At 61.2% G+C, this 21,225-nt stretch carries 21 protein-coding genes and 1 tRNA gene; 15 read left to right on the top strand and 7 right to left on the bottom strand.

Annotated features, from left to right (window positions below):
- The first annotated feature begins 21 nt into the window (after positions 1-21).
- On the top strand, positions 22-1,146 hold the full coding sequence (locus tag ACVOL0_RS14390) for an NADH:flavin oxidoreductase/NADH oxidase (protein WP_481549690.1): 1,125 nt from the start codon (positions 22-24) through the stop codon (positions 1,144-1,146).
- 37 nt (positions 1,147-1,183) lie between these two features.
- Here the strand turns inward: ACVOL0_RS14390 and ACVOL0_RS14385 are convergent, their stop codons facing one another.
- Positions 1,184-2,122 (bottom strand): LysR family transcriptional regulator, encoded by a 939-nt coding sequence (locus ACVOL0_RS14385; protein ID WP_481549686.1) that lies wholly within the window; start codon positions 2,120-2,122, stop codon positions 1,184-1,186.
- 139 nt (positions 2,123-2,261) lie between these two features.
- Here ACVOL0_RS14385 and ACVOL0_RS14380 point away from each other — a divergent pair, with 139 nt between their 5' ends.
- Both ACVOL0_RS14380 and purU read left to right on the top strand, forming a co-directional pair.
- Positions 2,262-2,525, top strand: a complete 264-nt coding sequence (locus ACVOL0_RS14380) for a DUF2798 domain-containing protein (protein ID WP_481549685.1) — start codon at positions 2,262-2,264, stop codon at positions 2,523-2,525.
- Positions 2,526-2,623: 98 nt separating this feature from the next.
- Positions 2,624-3,475 carry a formyltetrahydrofolate deformylase gene (purU, locus tag ACVOL0_RS14375; RefSeq protein WP_481549684.1) on the top strand — a complete coding sequence of 284 codons (852 nt, stop codon included), beginning with the start codon at positions 2,624-2,626 and terminating at the stop codon, positions 3,473-3,475.
- Positions 3,476-3,489: 14 nt separating this feature from the next.
- Here purU and ACVOL0_RS14370 read toward each other — a convergent pair whose 3' ends face one another.
- Together ACVOL0_RS14370 and ACVOL0_RS14365 are read right to left on the bottom strand one after the other, a co-directional pair.
- Positions 3,490-4,110 (bottom strand): nicotinamidase, encoded by a 621-nt coding sequence (locus ACVOL0_RS14370; protein WP_481549683.1) that lies wholly within the window; start codon positions 4,108-4,110, stop codon positions 3,490-3,492.
- A 250-nt stretch (positions 4,111-4,360) separates the two neighbouring features.
- A complete protein-coding gene (locus tag ACVOL0_RS14365; protein WP_481536533.1) occupies positions 4,361-4,693 on the bottom strand; it encodes an SMR family transporter in 333 nt (110 codons plus the stop codon).
- A gap of 366 nt (positions 4,694-5,059) precedes the next feature.
- Between ACVOL0_RS14365 and ACVOL0_RS14360 the strand changes: the two genes are divergently transcribed.
- The 5 genes from ACVOL0_RS14360 (at position 5,060) to ACVOL0_RS14340 (ending at position 9,422) form a co-directional block, all read left to right on the top strand.
- A complete protein-coding gene (locus ACVOL0_RS14360) occupies positions 5,060-5,407 on the top strand; it encodes a DUF3307 domain-containing protein (RefSeq protein ID WP_481549682.1) in 348 nt (115 codons plus the stop codon).
- A 222-nt stretch (positions 5,408-5,629) separates the two neighbouring features.
- Entirely contained in the window at positions 5,630-6,637 is a 1,008-nt protein-coding gene (gene dusA, locus ACVOL0_RS14355) for a tRNA dihydrouridine(20/20a) synthase DusA (protein WP_481549681.1), read from the top strand.
- 198 nt (positions 6,638-6,835) lie between these two features.
- Positions 6,836-7,216 carry a PepSY domain-containing protein gene (locus ACVOL0_RS14350; protein ID WP_481549680.1) on the top strand — a complete coding sequence of 127 codons (381 nt, stop codon included), beginning with the start codon at positions 6,836-6,838 and terminating at the stop codon, positions 7,214-7,216.
- A 73-nt stretch (positions 7,217-7,289) separates the two neighbouring features.
- Complete coding sequence (locus ACVOL0_RS14345; protein WP_057627010.1) at positions 7,290-7,973, top strand: response regulator transcription factor; 684 nt, start codon at positions 7,290-7,292, stop codon at positions 7,971-7,973.
- Between the two features lie 21 nt (positions 7,974-7,994).
- Positions 7,995-9,422 carry an ATP-binding protein gene (locus ACVOL0_RS14340; RefSeq protein ID WP_481549679.1) on the top strand — a complete coding sequence of 476 codons (1,428 nt, stop codon included), beginning with the start codon at positions 7,995-7,997 and terminating at the stop codon, positions 9,420-9,422.
- A 201-nt stretch (positions 9,423-9,623) separates the two neighbouring features.
- Here the strand turns inward: ACVOL0_RS14340 and ACVOL0_RS14335 are convergent, their stop codons facing one another.
- Together ACVOL0_RS14335 and ACVOL0_RS14330 are read right to left on the bottom strand one after the other, a co-directional pair.
- A complete protein-coding gene (locus ACVOL0_RS14335; RefSeq protein ID WP_481549689.1) occupies positions 9,624-10,412 on the bottom strand; it encodes a M90 family metallopeptidase in 789 nt (262 codons plus the stop codon).
- On the bottom strand, positions 10,379-10,663 hold the full coding sequence (locus ACVOL0_RS14330) for a hypothetical protein (RefSeq protein WP_481549678.1): 285 nt from the start codon (positions 10,661-10,663) through the stop codon (positions 10,379-10,381). The genes ACVOL0_RS14335 and ACVOL0_RS14330 overlap by 34 nt, the downstream gene beginning before the upstream one ends.
- A gap of 125 nt (positions 10,664-10,788) precedes the next feature.
- Between ACVOL0_RS14330 and birA the strand changes: the two genes are divergently transcribed.
- From birA to ACVOL0_RS14305, 5 genes are all read left to right on the top strand, one after another.
- Positions 10,789-11,754 (top strand): bifunctional biotin--[acetyl-CoA-carboxylase] ligase/biotin operon repressor BirA, encoded by a 966-nt coding sequence (gene birA, locus ACVOL0_RS14325; protein ID WP_481549677.1) that lies wholly within the window; start codon positions 10,789-10,791, stop codon positions 11,752-11,754.
- Entirely contained in the window at positions 11,751-12,488 is a 738-nt protein-coding gene (locus ACVOL0_RS14320) for a type III pantothenate kinase (protein ID WP_481549676.1), read from the top strand. The genes birA and ACVOL0_RS14320 overlap by 4 nt, the downstream gene beginning before the upstream one ends.
- 9 nt (positions 12,489-12,497) lie before the next feature.
- A complete protein-coding gene (locus tag ACVOL0_RS14315; RefSeq protein WP_481549675.1) occupies positions 12,498-13,307 on the top strand; it encodes an SPOR domain-containing protein in 810 nt (269 codons plus the stop codon).
- Between the two features lie 104 nt (positions 13,308-13,411).
- A tRNA-Thr gene (locus tag ACVOL0_RS14310) sits at positions 13,412-13,487 on the top strand.
- 172 nt (positions 13,488-13,659) lie between these two features.
- Entirely contained in the window at positions 13,660-14,877 is a 1,218-nt protein-coding gene (locus ACVOL0_RS14305; RefSeq protein WP_303748442.1) for a tyrosine-type recombinase/integrase, read from the top strand.
- A gap of 127 nt (positions 14,878-15,004) precedes the next feature.
- Here ACVOL0_RS14305 and ACVOL0_RS14300 read toward each other — a convergent pair whose 3' ends face one another.
- Both ACVOL0_RS14300 and ACVOL0_RS14295 read right to left on the bottom strand, forming a co-directional pair.
- Positions 15,005-16,117 carry a DUF2971 domain-containing protein gene (locus ACVOL0_RS14300; protein WP_303748443.1) on the bottom strand — a complete coding sequence of 371 codons (1,113 nt, stop codon included), beginning with the start codon at positions 16,115-16,117 and terminating at the stop codon, positions 15,005-15,007.
- Positions 16,118-16,267: 150 nt separating this feature from the next.
- Entirely contained in the window at positions 16,268-19,213 is a 2,946-nt protein-coding gene (locus ACVOL0_RS14295) for a DEAD/DEAH box helicase (RefSeq protein ID WP_303748444.1), read from the bottom strand.
- A gap of 670 nt (positions 19,214-19,883) precedes the next feature.
- Here ACVOL0_RS14295 and ACVOL0_RS14290 point away from each other — a divergent pair.
- Together ACVOL0_RS14290 and ACVOL0_RS14285 are read left to right on the top strand one after the other, a co-directional pair.
- Entirely contained in the window at positions 19,884-20,276 is a 393-nt protein-coding gene (locus tag ACVOL0_RS14290) for a DUF4145 domain-containing protein (RefSeq protein WP_481549674.1), read from the top strand.
- A gap of 421 nt (positions 20,277-20,697) precedes the next feature.
- Positions 20,698-21,225: DUF932 domain-containing protein (locus tag ACVOL0_RS14285; RefSeq protein ID WP_481549673.1), on the top strand; the 528-nt coding region annotated here is incomplete at its 3' end.

Genomic DNA, 21,225 nt, shown 5'->3' with positions numbered 1-21,225 from the left:
GCAATGAGCGCCCCACTGTTGATGGACGTCTCCCACGTGAGCACGCTTTTCTCACCGTTGTCGCTAGGTCCGCTGTCTCTTGCCAACCGCATCGTGATCGCGCCGATGTGCCAGTACTCGGCACAGGACGGGCAGGCGACCGATTGGCATACGATCCACCTCGGCCAGCTTGCACAGTCCGGCGCCGGTCTGTTGATCATCGAAGCCACCGCGGTCGAGCCGCGTGCGCGCATCAGTTGGGCCGATCTGGGGTTGTGGGACGATGCCACCGAGGCGGCCCTGGGCAAGGTGCTGGCATCGACGCGACGCTGGTCGAACATGCCGATCGGCGTGCAGCTGGCACATGCCGGGCGCAAGGCGTCCACCGCACGTCCATGGGACGGCGGTGGTGCGATAGCCCCGGATCAGGAACATGGCTGGCAGGTGCTGGCCCCATCGGCGCTGCCGTTCAAGGCAGGTGACCCGACGCCTGAAGCCTTGGACAGTGCCGGCATCGATGCGGTAGTTGAGGACTTTGTTGCAGCCTCCCAGCGCGCAGTACGCCTGGGTTTGGATCTGATCGAGCTGCACGCCGCGCATGGCTACCTGCTGCATCAGTTCCTGTCGCCACTGAGCAACCAGCGTGATGACGCGTATGGCGGCTCGCTGGAGAATCGCATGCGCTTGCTGCTGCGGGTATTCGATGCGGTGCGTGCGGTGGTGCCGGCCAATGTGGCCCTGGGTGTGCGCATCTCCGCCACCGATTGGGTGGACGGCGGTTGGGATGTCGCGCAGAGCATCGTGCTGGCCAAGGCGCTGGAGGCACGCGGCAATGATTTCCTGCATGTTTCCAGCGGCGGACTTGATCCGCGCCAGCAGATTCCGGTCGAGCCCGGCTACCAGGTGCCGCAGGCTGCGGCGATCAAGGCGGAAATCGGCACGCCGGTGATCGCGGTGGGCCTGATCACCGAGCCGGTGCATGCCGAGGAAATTCTGCTTGAAGGCAAGGCCGACGCGATTGGTATCGCCCGCGGCATTCTGTATGACCCACGCTGGCCTTGGCATGCCGCCGCGGCGCTGGGTGCGCAGGTGACGGTTGCACCGCAGTATCTGCGTAGCGAGCCGCATGAGGCGCGTGGGCTGTTCAAGCTCGCCAGGCAGGGCTGACTTTCGGCGAAGGCGCCAGCGGCGCGACCGCTGGCGCTCAGGCGTGGTCGATGTCGATGCGCCAGGCCGGCGGCAGGGCATCGAGGATGTGCTGCAGCAGCGAGCGCACTTTCGGGGTCCGGTCGCGGCGGTCGCTGACGCACAGGAACAAGCGCATCGGCTCCGGCGAGGCGTGTACATCGGTAGCGGACTCGCTCTGGAACAAGGCCTGCAGTTCGCCGCGGGCCAGATACGGTGCGGCGACGAAGGCTGCCAAACGGGTGACGCCGCCGCCGCGGGCCGCCATCGCTGCCAGTGCATCGATATCGTCACTGACCAAGGCCGGTTGCACTTCGGCATCAAAGCGCAGGCCGTCGCGGACGAAACCCCAGCGCAGGTAGCGCCCATCCAGTGGGTAGCGGAACAACAGGCAGCGATGCTCGCGCAGCTCTTCGGGGGTACGCGGGAGGCCGGCAATGGCCAGATACGCCGGTGCGGCACAGAACACGAACGGCACCTGCGCGATGGGCCGTGCCACCAATCCCTCTTCCAGTTGCGGTTCGATGCGGATGCTGACATCCACGTCCTCATGGGCGTGATCGACGCTGCGGTCGGCCAGCAGCAGCTCCATTTCCAGGCGTGGATAGCGCTGCTGCAGGGCTGGTAGCAACGGCGCGAGCACGTGGCGGCCGAACGCCGCGCTACTGGCGATGCGTAGCCGGCCTGACGGTATGGCGTCGGGATCGGTCACCGCTGCCTGCGCGCGTTGCAGGTCGCGTTCAATATGCCGCACCTGCGCCAGATACAGCGCCCCGCGTTCGGTCAGGGCCAGCTGGCGGGTGGTGCGGTTGAACAGGCGTATGCCCAGGTGCGCTTCCAGGCGTGCGATGTTCTGGCCCACAGCTGCGGCACTGATGCCCAGGGTGCGCGCGGCGCCGGCCAGACTGCCGGCGTCGGCGGTGCGGATGAAGCTGCGGATGGCGTGGAGGATGTTCATGCCAGGTGGCATTTTCCGGGAGGATTACAAAGTAAATCTTTATAAAGCCCCAAGCCGACGCGATCTAGCCGTCCCCCGGCCCGCCGACTATCGTGCCCGGCCCGCAGCGCCTGATTGCTGCATGCATGGACCTCGCTGGATGCCAGACCCCCGTTCCGTCGCCGTTGCCCGCTGGAAATTGCATGCGCGCGCCACGCCTGTTGTTTTCGCGTTCTTCATGGCCTCGATCATGGCCATGCTGATGTGTCTGGTGATCACCGCCGCCAATGCCGGCATCGATGGCCAGTTCCCGGCGCGGGTGCTGTCCGCCTATTGCCTGGCGATGCCGACCGCCTTCTGCTGCGTACTGGTGGTGCGGCCCCTGGTGATGCGGCTGGTGGCGTTGACGGTGCATCCGCACTGAGCAGGTCGACGGACAAACCGTGTCAGCTGCAACTGTCTTTGCTGGAAATCGACTGGAACGGTTACTTTCCACGACCCCACTGATAAATGTTGTTGGCCATGCGTCCTGATTTCATCCTGACCCTTTCCTGCCCTGACCGCACCGGTATCGTCTACGGCGTGTCCGGCCTGCTGTTCGAGACGGGCTGCAACATCCTTGATGCCCAGCAGTTTGGTGACGATGAAAGTGGTCGCTTCTTCCTGCGCGTGCACTTCGACATGCGCAAGGCCGGTGATGAGCCGTTGGTGCGCGCGCGCCTGCAGGAGCTGGGCGCCTCGTTCGCGATGCAGTGGGAGTTGCACGACGCGCGCCGCCGCGCGCGCTTGCTGGTCTTGGTCAGCAAGCAGGGCCATTGCCTCAATGACCTGCTGTTCCGCACCCATAGCCGCCAGCTGAAGGTGGATATTGCCGCGGTGGCCTCCAACCACAACGACTTCGCCGCGCTGGCCGGTTCCTACGATGTGCCTTTCCATCATTTGCCGGTGGACGCCGAAAACCGCGAACAGCAGGAGCAGCAGATCATCGATCTGGTCGAGCGCGAGCGCATCGATCTGGTGGTGCTGGCGCGTTACATGCAGATCCTGTCGCCGCGCCTATGCCAGGCGCTGTCCGGCCGCGCGATCAACATCCATCACAGCTTCCTGCCCAGCTTCAAGGGCGCGCAGCCCTATCACCAGGCGCATGCGCGCGGGGTCAAGATCATCGGTGCCACTGCGCATTACGTTACTTCGGACCTGGACGAAGGTCCGATCATCGAGCAGGACGTGGCGCGCGTGGATCACGCGATGACACCGCGTGACCTAGTGCAGTTGGGCAGTGATACCGAGTCGCAGGTGTTGGCGCGTGCGGTACGCCGGCATGTCGAACACCGCATCCTGCTCAACGGCCACCGCACCGTGGTATTCCGCTGATCAGCAGGCCCGGTTCAGTCAATGTGGACCCCGCATTCGTTCAAGGCGATGCGGGTGGCGGCATCGTTGGCTGCCGACACCGGGCGGGTCAGCTCCCACAAAAAGCGCACGGCGAAGCCGCTGATGGCGGCATCCTGTGCGCTCCATAGCACGCAGTAGTCACGCGCCAGTCCGCACACGTGGACTTCACGGATGCCGCGTTCATGCAACCAACCGGCAAGACCGGTAGGTGCGCGTGTGGCCTGTGGGCCGATGTTCTCCCGGAACGCGCTATAGGAATCCACTTCGCGCTGGCTGCCTTTGCGCAGGATCAGGTCGGCGTGCTTCCAATCGACTCTGTGATCGAGTGCGGCACCTGCAGTGCCTTGCACGCAGTGGTCCGGCCATAGTGTCTGTGGCTGGCCATGCAACTTGATGGAATCGAAGGGCTTGCGCCCTGCGTATTGTGTAGCGAACGAGGCGTGGTCGGCGGGATGCCAATCCTGGGTAGCAACCACGGTTTGATAGTGGCGTGCTTCCAACAGCGCCGCGATGCCGGGCACGATGGCATCACCATGTTGGCAGGGCAGGGCGCCGCCGGGCATGAAATCCGGCTGCAGATCGATAACCAGCAGCGCAACGTCTGTTCCGTACATCGACAACTTCCTGACGCGGGGGAGCACAGTTTAAGCCAGTGTCGGCCAACGCCACGTAGTACCGAGCCGTGCTCGGCAGGGGCTTTCCAAGGCACCTGTGGGAGCGGCGGAAGCCGCGAAGCAAGCCAGAGCGAAAGCACCCCTCCCCAACCCTCCCCTTTGCTACGCAAAAGGGAGGGGGCAAAAGCGGTAGTGCCGAGCCATGCTCGGCAGGGGCTTTACCAGCGCTCCCCGCCGGAGCCATGCCAGCTCAATGTGCCGACGAGCGCGAGAACAGGTTGATCACCAGCACGCCGGCGCAGATCAGGCCGATGCCGACAATGGCGGCCGCATCAAGTTTCTGCTTGAACACGAACAGCCCGATCAGGGAGATCAGCACGATCCCGACACCGGACCAGATCGCATAGGCGATACCGGTAGGGATGGTCTTCATCACCAGCGCCAGCAACCAGAAGCACACGCTGTAGCCGGCCAAGGCACCAACGGTTGGCCATAGTCGGCTCATGCCATCAGATGCCTTGAGCAGGGAGGTGGCGAGCACTTCCAGGGCGATGGCACAGGCCAGCAGGGCATAGGCGTTCATGGCGGTGCTCGAAGAAGTGTCCGGCAATTCTAGCGGCGCAGTTCTTACGTCACCGAACTCTTACGTCAACGATCTAGACTGGGCCCGCCATATCGACCCAGGTCTGCATGGCAGGCGCCAGGACAACAAGCACAAGGAACAGGGAGCAAGGAGCCAAAGGGCGGTAGTGCTGCAGAGTAGGCTTGCAGTGGGCGCGCAGGGGGCGTGCCGGCAGGCGGATCTGGTGGCGACCGCGAGTGGGCCATTGCTTGCGTGCCGGGTTTGTGCGTTGTCGGGTGTAGCTTCCCCGGACGTTTGTGCAGCACAGATCGCGCCAATGCCCCAACTGGTGCCAGACTCCGATCCACATCCCAACGCAAACGATAGATGGCCTACTACGCGCTGTTACAGATGTTTGGGTTGTTGCTTGTCGCCCATGCCCTGGCCGACTACCCCTTGCAGGGCGAGTTTCTGTCGCGTGCCAAGAACCGACATGCGCCGGTGCCCGATGTGCCGTGGTACCAGGCACTGGCTGCACATGGAGTCATTCATGGCGGTGCGGTGGGCTGGGTCACTGGCAGCATCGTGCTTGCGGTGCTGGAAACCCTGAGCCACATGCTGATCGACGATCTCAAGTGCGGTCACCGCATCAGCTACAACCTGGACCAGGCCCTGCACGTGGCCTGCAAGGTCCTGTGGCTGGTGTTGTTGTTGCTGATGCCGGACCTGCCTTGATCAACGCTTCGGTGTTTGCCTTGGGCGGCCCAGGTCCAGTTGGAGCGCGGCGGCCTGTCTGAGCCTGCGTGCTGCTGTGATCCGCCAGCTTTTGGCGCTGTGTGCAGCCGAACGGCCGCACACAAACCCGGTCGCAAGCTGAAAGCCAGCATCGGTACACCAGCGTGAAGCCGGGACTTGGGCGAAAATAGCCGATCCACGTATCACAAGATCCCGCGCTGCATGCCTTCCCTGCCTCAAGACTCCCGCTACGCCGACTCCCTGCGCCTGTCCGTCGCCCCGATGATGGATTGGACCGACAGGCATTGCCGGGTATTCCATCGGCTGCTGGCGCCGGGTGCGCGGTTGTATACCGAGATGGTGCACGCCAATGCGGTGATCCATGGCGACCGCGAGCGGTTGATTGGCTTCAATCCGGTCGAGCAGCCGCTGGCGCTGCAGCTGGGTGGCAGCGATCCGGCCGCGCTGGCGCAGGCCGCGCGCATTGCCGCCGACTGGGGCTATGACGAGGTCAACCTCAACTGTGGCTGTCCGTCCGATCGGGTCCAGGCCGGGCGTTTTGGCGCCTGCTTGATGCGCGAACCTGAATTGGTTGCTGAATGCGTCGCGGCGATGGTCGCCGCGGTGGATATCCCGATCACGGTGAAATGCCGCCTGGGCGTGGACGAGGACAAGGACTACGACGTGTTTGCCGGTTTTGTGGACCGGCAGGTACAGGCCGGCGCTGCAATGGTGGTGGTACATGCCCGCAATGCCTGGCTCAAGGGCCTGTCGCCCAAGGAAAACCGCGAGATCCCGCCGCTGCGCTACGAATGGGCCTACCAGCTCAAGCGCGAGCACCCGACGCTGCCGTTGGTGATCAATGGCGGCATCGCCACGGTCGAGGCCGCGCAGCAGCATATGCAGCATGTGGACGGGGTGATGCTCGGTCGCGCGGCCTACCACGACCCCTACGTGCTGCACGCCCTGGACTGTGCCCAGACCGGGCAGCCGCTGCGTGGGCGTGAGGAACTGCTGGTGGCGCTGCGTCCGTATGTCGAAGCGCAGTTGGCCGCCGGCCTTGCGCTGAAGCACATCACCCGGCACCTGCTTGGTCTGTTCCATGGGCAGCCGGGTGGCCGTGGTTTCCGTCAGGTGCTGAGCGAGGGCGCACACCGGCCTGGCGCCGACTGGGCCCTGGTCGAGCAGGCGTTGCAGGTCACCCGTCGTCAGGCAGAGCGGGTGGCGTGACGCGTTCGCGAGGGCGCTTGTTTGGCATTTGTCCGGTCAGTTTGCTGAACGGGTGCGTGGGGCAGGGGCCGGGTTCAGATCGGATTCACCCCTAAAAATCAAGAATTTGGCTCGATTTCGTAAGGCCTCCGGAAAATTTCTGCAGGCCTTGGTTTACGAATTTTGAACGTTGCCTCGCCGTCCGCTAGGATCTGTCCCATGCATTCGCTTTCCCGTCGTCGTCTGCTGGTCGCCCTGATTGCCACCTTGGTTGTGGCCGGTCCGGGCGTGGTCGTGGCGTCGGCGCAGCAGCCGCAGCAGTCCCGTGGCGACAACGCCCGTGGTGTTGAGCGCGTTGCCCGTGCCGGCCGCCAGGCGGGTTCAGACCGCTCGCTGTCCGATGCAGTGCGGCGCGTGCAACGCGAGACTGGTGGGCGCATTCTTGGCGCCGAGCGCGTGCCGTATGACGGCCGTGACATCAATCGTGTCAAATACATGGATGACCGTGGGCGCGTACGCTACATGGACGACCCATCGCCTTCTCGAGACCACTCGCGTGACCAGCGGGCGGAGCTGCCACCACGCGGCGATAACTCCTGAACAGCGATAGTGGTTGTGGTTTTTGAATACACACGCTGGCCGCCTGGCCGGCCCAAAGTACTAGGGAGAGTTCATGCGTATCCTTCTGGTTGAAGACGAAGCCCCGCTGCGGGAAACCCTTGCGGCCCGCCTCAAGCGCGAAGGTTTCGCCGTGGATGCCGCTCAGGATGGCGAGGAAGGCCTGTATATGGGCCGCGAAGTGCCGTTCGACGTGGGCATCATCGATCTGGGCCTGCCCAAGATGTCGGGCATGGAGCTGATCCGCGCGCTGCGTGATGAGGGCAAGAAATTCCCGGTGCTGATCCTGACCGCACGTTCCAGCTGGCAGGACAAGGTCGAGGGCCTGAAGCAGGGCGCCGACGACTACCTGGTCAAGCCGTTCCACGTCGAAGAGTTGCTGGCTCGCGTCAACGCGCTGCTGCGCCGCGCTGCTGGCTGGTCCAAGCCGACCCTGGAATGTGGCCCGGTGGCGCTGGACCTGGCTGCACAAACCGTGAGCGTGGCCGGCAGCAATGTCGACCTGACCAGCTACGAGTACAAGGTGCTGGAGTACCTGATGATGCATGCCGGTGAGCTGGTCTCCAAGGCCGACCTGACCGAGCACATCTATCAGCAGGACTTCGACCGCGACTCCAACGTGCTGGAAGTGTTCATCGGCCGCCTGCGCAAGAAGCTCGATCCCGATGGCGAATTGAAGCCGATCGAAACCGTGCGTGGCCGCGGTTACCGTTTCGCGATCCCGCGCAACGAGGGCTGAGCCCCGTAGGGGCATAGCGTCATGACGGGCCGTCAGTGGCTATTGAAGCGTTGGCGGCCCCGCTCTTTGCAGGCCCGCCAGCTGCTGGCTGCCTCGGTGGGCCTGGTGGCCTTCCTGGCCTTGGCCGGTTACGCGCTGGATGCGGCCTTCGGCCAGACCGCGCGTGACAACCTCAGCGAACGCCTGAAGAACTACGCTACCGCCTATGCCGGTGGCATCGATTTCACCCGTGATGGCTCGCTGTACATCCGCGAACAGCCACCGGACCCGCGCTTTGATTTCCCCGGCAGCGGCCTGTACCTGCAGGTTGTCATGCCCGGCCATGTCGCGAACTCGATGTCGGCCGAAGGCCCGATGCTGCCGGACGTCAGCGAGCGCACGCTCAAGCCGCGCGAGGAAGTGTTTGAAGGCCCCTTGCCCATCACCCAGATCGACGGCACGCCCGGCGAGGTCTATCGCTACGGCATGGGCCTGGTTTGGGGCGGTGATGGCGCCCCCGAATCCGAATTCCCGTACACCATCTATGTACTCGAGGATTCGCGTGCGCTGGGCATGCAGCTGCGCAGCTTCCGCGCGGCAGTGTGGTTCTGGCTGGGCGTCACCGGCTTGATCCTGTTGCTGCTGCAGACACTGGTGCTGCAATGGAGCCTGCGTCCACTCAAGCGCGTGATCAATGAGTTGACCCGCGTGCAGCGCGGCGAGCGCGAGCGCATGAGCGAACTGCACCCGCGTGAGTTGGAGCCGCTGACCGAAAGCATCAATGCCTTCATCGAGAGCGAGCGCGAGAACCTGGAGCGCCAGCGCAACACCCTGGCTGACCTGGCGCATAGTCTGAAGACGCCGTTGGCCGTGCTGCGTACCCAGCTGGAAAGCGGCACCAGCAACGAAAGCGAGCTGCGCGAGGAAGTGGGCGTGCAGCTGCAGCGCATGAACAACCTGGTGTCCTACCAGCTGGCGCGCGCGGCGTCGTCCGGACACAAACTGTTCTCGGCACCGGTGCCGATCGAGACCACGGCCGAAGAAATCGTGCGTGGGCTGGAGAAGGTTTACGCCAGCAAGGGCGTGTTCTGCGAGTTCGAAGTAGCGCCGGGGGTGAATTTCTACGGTGAGCCGGGCGACCTGCAGGAACTGCTGGGCAATCTGCTCGAGAACGCCTTCAAGTGGGCCAACCGCCGCGTGCTGCTGACGGCCAAGCCGATCACTGCAGGCAATGGCAAGCGCGCCGGTCTGGTGCTGGCGGTGGACGATGATGGTCCGGGCATTGCCGAGGACAATATCGCCAAGGTGCTGCAACGTGGTGTGCGTGGCGACGAGCGTGTGCAGGGCCACGGCATCGGTCTGTCGATCGTGCAGGACCTGATCAAGGCCTATCGCGGCGAGCTGCAGGTCAAGCGTTCGGAAGAGCTGGGCGGTGCCCGTTTTGAAGTTACCTTGCCGCCGGGGATCTAGTTCCGGAAAGGCCTGGGTATTGCCGGCTGTGTGCGTGTTCTCCGTGTTGGCGGCGTGGCGGCAAGGTCAAAGTCAAAAACAAACCCCTCCCCAACCCTCCCCTTGGCTTGCGCCAAAGGGAGGGGGCGAAGCGCGTGCTCTGCTCCCTCCATTGCGCACGCAGTGCGTAGGGGGAGGGCCGGGGAGGGGTTGGCTCTTGCTCTACCGCAGCCCAGCTTCAGCCGGCCCATAAAACCGCCGCAGATGCGCCGCCACCGCCGGCATCGTCTGCACCAGCAGTTCCGGTGCGGAGAAGTGGTACTCGCTGACCACCGCGAAGAACTCCTCCGGCGCTTCCGCCGCATAGGGATCGATCACGGTCTCAATATCCGCATCCACCTGCGCGCAGAACGTGTCATAGGCCTGCTGGAAATCCCGTGCCCACTGCCGCTGCCATTCGCGCGGCAACGGCGGCGTGCCATCGATGGCGCCATCCAGCGCATCGATCTTGTGCGCCATCTCATGCACGGCCACGCAGAAGCCGGCCTGCGGATCGGCAATATCGGCCTGCACATCGGCCCACGACAGGATCAGCGGACCGCTGCTCCAGGCTTCGCCGATCAGCTCGTCGTCCCACTCATGCAATACCCCGGCTGCATCGGTATGGCTGTGGCGCACGCGGAACGCATCCGGGTAGACCACCAGCTCCGACCAGCCATGCAGGCCCTCGCGACCGAACTCGATCAGCGGCAGGCAGCACAAGGCGGCCAGCAACATGCGCTGGCCGTCGTCCAGTTCCAGCCCGGCAACCGGAGTGATGGTCTTGCGTTGCAGGAACAGTTCCACCAGTGCCCGCAGCTTGCGCTCGCGCTCGGCGGATAACCCGGACAACCACGTGCATTGCCGGCAGGTCTGCTGCCAGAGCGTGTCATCAAGCGGAGGCGGTGTGCGCTGCCACCAGCGCAACAACGACTGGATCAGCGGAACATCCCGGGCAGCAGGCGATGCCAGCGCGGCGCACGCAGACGCGGCAGGAGATCTTCATCGCTGCCACCACCGGCACGCGGGGTGGCAGTCTTGGCCGGAACCGGAGTCGCCGGCGTAGCATTGGCGATGCTGACGGCGGCGGCAGGGGCCGCCACCCGCTCCACTTCTGCCGGCGCGTAGCTGCACGCACTTTGGCCAGCGCCGCCGAGCGCATCCGAAGCCTGCGCTGCAACTGGCGCCAGCAACAGGATCAGGCAATGAGCGAGGTGGCGCATCGTCAACATCCAAAGGCGGGCTAATTCCCGATTCTAGCCTGCTTTTTCTCCGGAACAGGAGAGCGGCGCTGGGCGGTCCTCGGGGCATGCCGCATAATTTCCGGGTCTGTTGTGAGGAAACTGCCGTGGATGACCGCCAACTGCTGGCCAAGCTGGGTACCGGAGCCTTGTCCGGTGACGCGCTGGCACGTGAGCTTGGGCTGACCCGGGCGGCCGTCTGGAAGCGTATTCAAGGGCTGCGCGCCGCCGGCGTGGTGATCGAGGGCCGGGCCGGTGACGGTTATCGGCTGGCCCAGCCGCTTGAGTTGCTCGACCCGGCACAGATCCGTGCAGGCCTGCCGGCGACGGTACTGCCGCTGTTGTCCGAGTTGGAAATAGCTTGGACATTGAGCTCAACCAACACGGAATTGCTGCAGCGCAGCGCGCCTGAGCGCGGAACCACCGTGCTGCTGGCCGAGCGCCAGACCGGTGGTCGCGGCCGGCGTGGCCGCCATTGGGCCTCGCCGCTGGCCGCGCATGTCTATCTGTCACTGTCGCGTGGCTTTGGCGGCGGCCTGTCACGGATGGGCGGGCTGAGCCTGGCGGTCGGCGTGGCGGTGGTCGAAGCCCTGCACGGGTTGGGTTTCCGCAACGCCGGCTTGAAGTGGCCCAACGACGTGGTCGTGGACGGGCACAAGCTCGGCGGCCTGCTGGTGGAGGGCGGCGGTGAATTTGCCGGCCCGGCGCGGGCGGTGATCGGGCTGGGCTTGAATGTGCGCATGCCGCAGGCCAGTGCTGCCGACATCACCCAGCCTTGGACCGATCTGGATACGCTGGCCGGCGCCGAGGTGTCACGTAATACCGTGGTGGCTGCCTTGCTTGCGTCCCTGCTGCCAGCACTGGAACAGTTCGAACAGCATGGCCTGGCCCCGTTCCTGCCGCGCTATGCGGGCATGGACGTGTTGCAGGGCCGCGCGGTACGGGTGGAAGAGGCCGGCGTGCTGCACGATGGCGTGGCCTGCGGGCTGGCCGAGGACGGCGCATTGCGGGTGAATATTGATGGGCGGGAAACCTGTTTCCATGCCGGCGAAGTCAGCGTGAGGGCGGCATGAGCGATTGGTTGTTTGACCTGGGCAATTCGCGCTTCAAATTTGCGCAGCTGCAAGGCAACCGTGCCGGCAGCGTGCAGGCCTGGGCGCATGGCGCCGAGGCGATCACCGCCAGTGCATTGGAAGCCCTGCCGCAAGGCGATACCGCCTGGGTGGCCAGCGTTGCCTCGGCGGCGTTGACCGATGAAGTCATGCAGATCCTGCAGGCGCGCTTCACCAAGGTGCAGGTCGCCAAAACCCTGCCGCACTGTGCTGGCGTAACCGTGGCCTATGCACGCCCGGAGAAGTTCGGTGTGGATCGCTTTCTGGGATTGCTGGCGGCGGCGCCAGCACAGCAATCCGTGCTGGTAGTCGGCGTCGGCACCGCACTGACCATCGACCTGATCGATGCGGATGGCCTGCATCGTGGCGGCCGCATCGGCGCTTCGCCAACGGTGATGCGCGAAGCCCTGCATGCGCGCGCTGTGCAGTTGCCGGCCACTGGCGGCGACTACGCCGAGTTCGCCAACGACACCGCCGACGCGCTGGCCTCCGGCTGCGATGGTGCCGCGGTGGCGCTGGTTGAGCGCAGCCTGCGCCAGGCGCAGTTGTTGCTTGGCAGCGAGCCGGCACTCGTGGTGCATGGCGGCGGCGCATTGCCGTTGTTGCCGTTGCTGCCCGGCGCCGACTACCGGCCAGCCTTGGTACTGGATGGTCTGGCGCGCTGGGCAGTTCACCACGGCGCGTGTGCCCGGTAGGATCACCGCATGCTGACCCGTCTCCTGATCGTCCTGCTGGCCATCCTCAATGTTGGCGTCGCGCTGTGGTGGATGGTGCCGCGCGCTGAGCCGGTGCCCGCTGCGGTACGCGCCGAGCCCGGCGTTGCCAGCCTGGAAGTGCTGCCGTCACCGGCATCCAACAATGCCGATCCCGTCGCCCCGGCGGCCTCTGAAACCGCGGCTGCTCCAGCAGCGGCTCCTGCGCCGCTCACCGCGGCGCCTGCGCTGGCTGCCGCGACGGAAGCCAAGCCGGCAGCGTTGCCGCCAGTTGCCACTGCAGCGGTCGAAGCCAAACCCGGGGAGGCCAAGCCAACCGAGACCAAGCCGCCAGCCGTCGTGCAATGCGCCAGTCTCGGCCCTTACGCCACGCAGGCGCAGGCACAGGCGGCATTGACCGCGCTGGGTGCTGATGCGGCACGCCCGCGTTTGCGCGAAGTGCCCGGCAAGGCCGCCAGCAGCTACCGCGTACTGATTGCCCCGGCCGCCACGCGCGAGGAAGCCCAGGCCACCGCCAAACGCATCGTCGAGGCTGGTTTCAGTGATTACTTCATCGTCTCCCAGGGCGAGGAAGCCAATGCCGTTGCGCTCGGCCAGTACCGCAACCGCGAAGGTGCCGAGCGCCGCCTGGCCAGCCTGACAGCCGCTGGCTTCCCGGCCAAACTGGCGGCCAGCGGCAACGAAATCGCCCCCAGCTGGTGGGTGGACGCAGCCACTGCTGGCGCCGCCACCCCTGCCACGTTGAAGCAGCGTGCGGCTGCCGCCCAACAACAGTCGTTGGATTGCACGCGTCTGCGGTAGAATGGCGCGCCCCGCCACCGCGGGGATCGGGAAGCACCGGTTTCGGCCAGCTTCTCACCGGTTGCAGCGCTACCATCGCGCAACCGCTGCACGTAACACGCCTTGCCGCTTTAGCTCAGTTGGTAGAGCAACTGTCTTGTAAACAGTAGGTCATCCGTTCGATTCGGATAAGCGGCACCATCGCCTGATCCTATGGCGTCCAGGCAAGTCCAGAATTCATACTAAGCCCGCAGAAATGCGGGCTTTTTTGTGCGCTTTGGTCCGAGCTTGTCCACGTACATCCAGCGACGTTGGGGGTACAAGTGGGGGTACATTTCGGAAAATGGAGTTCAGCAAGGAGGATGTACCCCCAATGGGTGCTAAGCAATTGACAGATATGGCCGCGCGCAACGCGAAGGCAAAGGACAAGCCCTACAAGCTGGCGGCAGGGGCAGGCCTCTACCTGCACGTGATGCCCAACGGGGCTAGATACTGGCGGATGAAGTACCGCTGGGATGGTAAGGAGAAACTACTGGCGATTGGGGTATACCCCGAGGTTTCGTTGAAGGAAGCTGGAGAAGCCCGGGATGAGGCTAGGGCGAAGCTTCGTGCGGGACGTGATCCCTCCGAGCACAAACAATTGAGCAAGCTCACGTCCAAGCTGTCAGTGGATACCCGTTTCCAGGCGATAGCCATGGAATGGCTAGAGTCCCGGGGGGACTTGGCGCAGTCAACGCGGGAGAAGGCAGCATGGATGCTTGAGACCTATGCCTTTCCTTGGTTGGGCAAGAGGCAGATCAACGAGATTGGCACTGCTGAGGTATTGGCGGTGCTGCGCAGATTAGAGGCTCAGGAAAAGATCGAGTCCACGCAACGTCTTCGCCAGATCTGTGGGCAGGTCTTTCGCTACGCCGTGGCCACCGGAAGGTTGGATCGTGACCCGACCAGTGCTCTTCGTGGTGCTTTGAAGACGGCGAAGAATAGGCACTACGCGTCAATCACCGATCCGGCGAAGGTTGGTGAGCTGATGCGGGCAATTGATGGGTATACGGGGCAGCTCGTCACGCAGTGTGCGCTCCGCTTTGCTCCCCTGGTCTTCACTCGTCCGGGGGAGCTGCGTAAGGCGGAATGGGAGGAATTCGATCTTGCTGCGAAGCAATGGAACATCCCTGGAGCGAAAATGAAGATGGGGGTAGCTCACGTTGTCCCGCTTTCCAAGCAGGCAGTTGCAGTACTTGAGGAACTGCGACCGGTCACGGGGAATGGACGCTACGTGTTTCCGTCCGTTCGGAGTTCAAGGGATCCAATGAGCGAGAACACAGTCAATGCAGCTCTTCGTCGCCTGGGCTACGGGACTGACGATATGACCGGGCATGGCTTCCGAAGCATGGCATCCACTTTGCTTCATGAGATGGGATGGACATCAGATGCGATCGAAAGACAGCTTGCTCACTCTGAAAGAAATCCCATTAAGGCTGCCTACAATCGAGCGGAACACTTGCCTGAGCGCAGGAAGATGATGCAGGCGTGGGCAGACTACCTGGATAAGCTGAAGGGGAAGGGTCAGCCGCACCTAAAGTTGGTGGGCTGACTCTCCGCTTTTATGTCTTAGATTGCCCTGCGCGGCTGCTGTCGCGCAGGGCGTCATGCGACCCAGAGCGGACATCTAAACCACTAAAGCATAGGTGTCCGAGTTGACTGATCTGTTAGAAGAGAGGTTATGAGCGCAAAGGTACCAATGATCTACGAACCTGTACCTGCTTCAGTCCGTTCTCGTCGAGAAATTCTCGTACACCTTGTTCTAGCAAATCATCGCTCTCTGGACCAAGCACTACTTCAGAGATTTCCAATGGGAAGTCACGATGCTCGGATGGGAGAATCTGCGTCGAAGGGATGAAAGGAATGAGTCTGCCGCGCGCAGCCCGAAAAGAGCGTCTAGGGCTTTCTACTCCGAGCTCTTCAAAGAGCTCAGGCATGTCAATGAACGTGAGTCGATACTCGTTTTCGGATCGGAAGGCTGGATCTTTGAAGAGAGTCGCAAGTTCAACCAATTTATCTATCTTGTGATACACGTCAGGAATGCGTTCGAGTCTATTCCCCTCCAAGTCCGCTTGAAACGCGGAAACAAGGTGGTGAGCATAGATTTCCACCAGCTTCTTCTGAGTGGTTGGGTCGTACTCAACTGCTTGAAGCAAACTCTGATTTACATGCAGCGATAGAGATTGCACTGGGAATCCAATGGCAATAGGACCGTACGCACGCCACTGACTAAGGCTGTCACCCTCGCCCGAGAATGAGGTAATGTAAATTCTCTTTCTGTCACTGCCGAGCTGCTCCTTCCACGTCGAGAGGAGATTGCCGACACTTTCGTCGGTTTCAGTATCAAGTAAGGCGTTCACGGCCTCAAGGACAAGGTCCAGTCCATAGCGCACCTCACGACGATCATTCAAGTAAGCGTACTCGGTCATCCAGACGGATCGGTTACTCACGATGCCGACAAAACCTTCCAGTGAGGTGTAATGGTAGACCGTGGTCGGAAAGAAATTAGGAACTAGCTGCAGTCGTCTAGCCTCATCCCAAAAGATTCGAGTTGTTTGAAACCAGGTCGGTAGAGTGCTGCTTTCCCAGCTGTAGTAGGCGCTACCCAGCGGAGAATGCCACTTTCGTCTCTTCCATCGACCTGGCTTGCTGCCTGCAATCAGAGAGATTTCCTCAAATTCTTCCTCACAGACTCCATTGGTGCATCCAGGGAATGCACAAGGAAACACGCCGATGACGCCGTGCTCGGCACACTTATTAGTGGGTAACAGACGCAAATTGATACGGCGCATGAGTAAGATCTACTAGATTTAGGTTTCGAGACTAGTGCTTAGTATGAGTCGTCAAGGGCTACTGATGTAATGGCTGCTCTTGCCCGCAGGCCGTAATGCGACCCAGTGCGGACATTGCATGTGTGTGATTACTTGAGCAGCCCAGTTGCCTCAAGGGCTAGCAATCACGCGCAAGTCGACGTCCGCAATATCACGCAGATACATGTAACTAGTACCAAGCACAGTCATGACACTGTCCGTAACACTAGCGGCAGAAAATGCAGGCTGCACAATGAAGAACCCCATTCGCATTTCAATATCTCGCGCTTTGAGCCTCAAGATGTCGATCTGCGACGGCGTGCCTTTCAGCAGTCGTTGGGCACCACTACCTTCGCCCGCGCTATAACGATCTAGCAGGCGTTGGAAGAGCGCGGGGCCTTTATGGAGCCATTTTGCTGACCTACTTGCCTGCCCAGCTACCACATACGCATCGTCCACACGCGCTCCCGGCTGTTGACCGCTACCGCAGTATTTGCAATGGTAGAGATCCACCGCGATGTGATCGGGTGCTTCCCGGATCGCGACAAGGTCAGCAATTTCACCGGCGCCGTCATCGTTGAAGATGATGTCGTAGCTATCGATGATCTTCTGAAGTGTGAAGCCTTGGACCGAATCGAAGTCCAATGGATGGGTCATCGACTCCCTATGGATATTGGTGCCTCCCCAATTCCAGGTCGATAGAAGAGCGGCCGGCAGCCGAACATTAAGCGTGGCGGGGGTGAAGTAGCGATAATTGCCAATTAGGATGGAGCCGTCGGCCTGTAGGAATCGCATGCGCTCGCGATCCAGGTAGTCATTGAGATCATGCTCTTTGCTGCCAATAAGCAGAGTGGCGCGGTCACTCGAATAGCGGTAGCCATCACTCTCAAGGTGGATCCGAATGGTTGTCAGAGCCCGTTCGTCGCCATTGTGCGAAACGGCCGACAACGCAATGGCTAGGGTGTCATCACTTTCCTTGACCGGCTGTCCCAGTTTGGTGCCCAGCAATGGATAGGATTCACCGTTGATGGTGATCGCGCACCGGCCTTCGGTTTCGACACCTAGCGCATCCGGCCAGTCGGCGAAGAAAACTCCGTCCGGCCAACGGCCGCTTAGCTTCTCCGCTCGCATGACGTTTCGAAGGATGGCGTTTGTATCGATTGCGGAGTTGTTGATCTTCGAGGCGACGACATCACACCAACGTACCCAATCGTCAATGGCGCCGGAATCCATCTTCCAGAGCTTGCCCTTGGCCGAACAGCCAGCGGTAGTGCTCTCACCGTCTGCGTGTCCAACGCCGAAAATGTTGGACTTGATAGAGCGGCCACTCTCAAGATCGTCCATGACGCGGTTGACGTCTTGTCCGACGTGCATGGTAAACCGCACGTCACGACCAGATCTGCTAAGGCCAACGTTCTGTAGCTTCAGTCGGTTAATCCCATACATGACACGAAAGACGTCGTCGCCATTGATGCGACGTGCCGACGGTGCAACAAGGGCCTGAAAGCGCGAGGTCTGCCGTTCGTCCCCAGTGCAGGAGATGAAGAGGGTTGAATCGCTTTGCCGGTAGTAGGCGATATATAGGTTCCAAGTCGAGCCATAGATAGACTCGCTTCTCGCCCAGTCAATGGGAGTGGTCTCATGCGAAACAGCCATTACAATCGATTCGTCGTCGCTCACCGAGTGCAAATGAAGCGTCTCGCCGGGCGATCCTAGGCTTCTTACGGCACGGGGACGCCAGTTCGATCTCGTCAGGCGGTAGGCGAGGCAGCTGATGTTTGGTGCTGGATTGAGAGCCGCAATCTTTGCTCCCTCAGAATCGCCTTCGAATTTTGATTCAAATTCCTGGCGCTGCAGCTCCCGTCCGATGCGCTCAGTGCTGACTTCACGAATGATCAAACTCCAGTCCGCGCTTTCTTCAAAGAGTCGCTTCATGGGGCTGTCCGCACGCTGGTTAGCGATGTTGGCGACGAACTTTGCGGTTCCAAGCCGCGTGTCCGTTCGAGTCAGGCGACCAATAAACTGCAGTGTGACCGCTGGGCTTTGATGTTGATCGTGGATTGCGGCGATCTTTAGCTCGGGCAAGTCAAAGCCCTCGCCGAACATATCGACGCAAACCACGATACGACTTTGCCGGCTTCGTATGCGCTCTAGATCCCGTTCCTTCGTTCTATTGCTCTTGCTGTGGATGACAACTGGCTCAAATTGCGGACCTAGTTCACGGTAGACCTCTATGATCCGGTTTGCCTTAGATATCTTGGCGCATCGCGCCATGAGAATGTGATCGAAACCTGCTTCTAGATCGCTGTTTAGCAGCTCAACAGCTTTGGCTGCAATAGTCCGATCAATCTCGCTGGCTACGTATTCACGAACAGGGAAGAAGTCAATCTTCTGGAAGTAGTTGTCTCGCTGCGCTTGGCTCAGGCTATAGTTGAAGATGATTTTGCCTTCCAGCCGTTGCTGGTCGAGGCGGAACGGCGTCGCAGTGAAGTAGGTGGCTGGTTTGGAGCCGAAAGCATTTCTAACGCGCCCCCATGTCATGGCGGCAACGTGGTGAGCCTCGTCAAAGATGAGGTGACTGAAGTGCGCAGCAAAGGCTTCCAGTTCGTTGTCATCTAGTTGGGCCAACGCGGCAGGCGTCGCGATGGTGACGTTGGAGGCTTCGATGGCTTGCACGTCGACTGCAGCATCGCGACCATCGATGCGATGGACAATCGGTGAAAGAACGTCGTCGGAAATTGCATTGATCGCCCTTAGGCGCTGCAAGCTTTCCAATCGATCACCTATCTGGGTGCGAAGCGCATCGGATGGCACGATCAGCAGTGTGCGCCGGAGCCGCCCCGCTATGATGATTGCGAAGATTGTGTCCGTTTTTCCCGTGCCGGTAGGCATAACAACGATCCCTGGCACTTCGGGATCGGAATCGAGATGGGAAAAGACAGCAAACGCAGCAGCGCGTTGGGGTTTCCGAAATCCAGCGAACTCATTGGCTGGCCCTTCGACAGCAAAATTTAGGGTGTGGTCGGCCCAACTACGGTAAACCACGTTATCGCGGTAAAAATCGACATCAACATCCATTTATCTCCTCCTGTGAAGCCGACTTCCACCTGCCGGCCGTCCGTCTCGATGAAGACGATCGACACTAAGCGTCCATTCTTCCAATTGATGGCGGAATCAAAAGTAGGAATAGTATTGTTCTTTGCTTCCTCCTAGGACAAGTGGACGTCAAGCTTGTAGCACACAAGAGTTGAAGTCAGGTCTGCATTGTGATGAGTAGGCATTTGGGAGTGTCCGCTCTTGGCCGCAGGGCGTCAGGCGACCCATCACGGCCATTGATGCGGCCGCCGAGCCTGCCGCTGGGTCCGGTTATACGCTTAGTTGTTAGCTGGACCCAGGCGGCATAAGATCGATGTGTTTCAACGGGAAGTCCGGTACAAGGGGCTTTGTGGGTAGATCGTATAACCGGATCCATGGGTCCGTCTATTAGGTAGTTAGGCCTTAGGGGAGGTCGCGGGTGCTGATTGATTGCCATATCTGCGCAGCAAAAGTTGACGCTGAGTTGCTGTGTGAGCACAGCGACCTCGATTTCTTTGCGACAAAGACTTTCTTCCTTAAGTGTCCATCCTGCGACTCAGCCATAGTGGCTGAGTCTCAGGAGGATTTTGTAGATAGCAAGACCGTTTGGTCTCGCCCAGTCAGGGTTTACCCCCGACCCAAGCGCGCCTTGGGGTCAGACATTCCACCCATCGTGCGCAACTCAATCGATGAGGCCGAGAAATGCATGCAATCTGGCGCGCATCTCGCCGCCACTGCTATGTGTGGCCGCTCTCTTGAGGCCATATGTCGTTACTACAGAACGAAAGACAGTTATTTGGGGGGTGGGCTCAAGGAGCTTCGTGACAAGGGAGTCATTGACTCGCGGTTGTACCAGTGGAGCGAGGAGCTTAGAGACCAACGCAACAACGCTGCGCACGCAACAGATACAGAAATCAGTGCCCAAGATGCCAACGACGTAATGACGTTCACGTATGCGATCATTGACTATGTCTTCCTGCTCGCGCAGAAGTTCGAGCAGTTTCAGAAGCGCAAGAATGATCGGGCTGCAAAGAAGAAGACCGTTGCCCCACCGGCTAAGGCCTAAAAATTAATCCAAGCCGAACCCGCTTCGCGGGTCGGCATAATTTCAGAGTTTCGACGTCCCCCTGGCCGATAGCCGTCGGTTGCCATGTCAGGCATAACTGTCGGGCGGTTGCGGTGCAACCTTTGATTGGAACTAATTTCAGACCCTTAGTACTAAGCTGAAGCAGGATCCCCCTGCTTTGCGTGTGCGCCGCGCATCGGCGTATCGCTTCGAGTACTAGGCATGAAGGATAAATCCGAGTTCCTCTACTGCGTCTTCATCGTGGCTGCGGCCATCTTGTCTGCCGTAGCCCGTTGTTCGTTCACACGCCCCGACCAGTTCGGTCGCGATTCTTACGACTAAGCCAACAATCTAGATGGACCCACAAGGCCCGGCATCGTCCGGGCCTTGTGCGTTATGCCGTCTATGAAAGGAGACCGAGATGCATCACGTAGAAACCATGGCCTATGCAGGCCAAGTCCCATGGCATGGCATCGGAAGCCAGCTGGCTCCAGGGCAATCCATTGAAGTGTGGCGCGATCGTGCCGGCATGGATTGGTCCTTGGAGGAGGCCGAAGTGCGATTCGCCGCCGATGCTGAAGATCAGTATCCGCTTCGGGCATTCCCCGGGCAGAAGGTGCTTTATCGCTCTGACACCAAGCGACCGCTGGCCGTGGTGTCCAAGCGCTATCAAGTAGTTCAGCCGCGGGAGATCCTTGAGTTCTACCGCGACCTGACGCGGTACAGCGGCTTTGAGCTGGAGACGGCAGGCGTGCTTCGTGGAGGGCGGAAGTTCTGGGCATTGGCCCGTACGGGGCAGGGTGTGGCCCTGAAGGGCCAGGATCAGGTAAATGGCTATCTTCTTCTGGCTACGGCCTGTGACGGAACGCTGGCTACCACCGCCCAGTTCACCTCAGTTCGCGTGGTGTGTAACAACACCCTGCAGATCGCTGTTGGGGATCGAACCGGA

The sequence above is a fragment of the Stenotrophomonas sp. STEN021 genome (assembly GCF_056760175.1).
The sequence above is the reverse complement of the archived record's forward strand: the minus strand, read 5'-3'. Positions and strand labels throughout refer to the sequence as shown.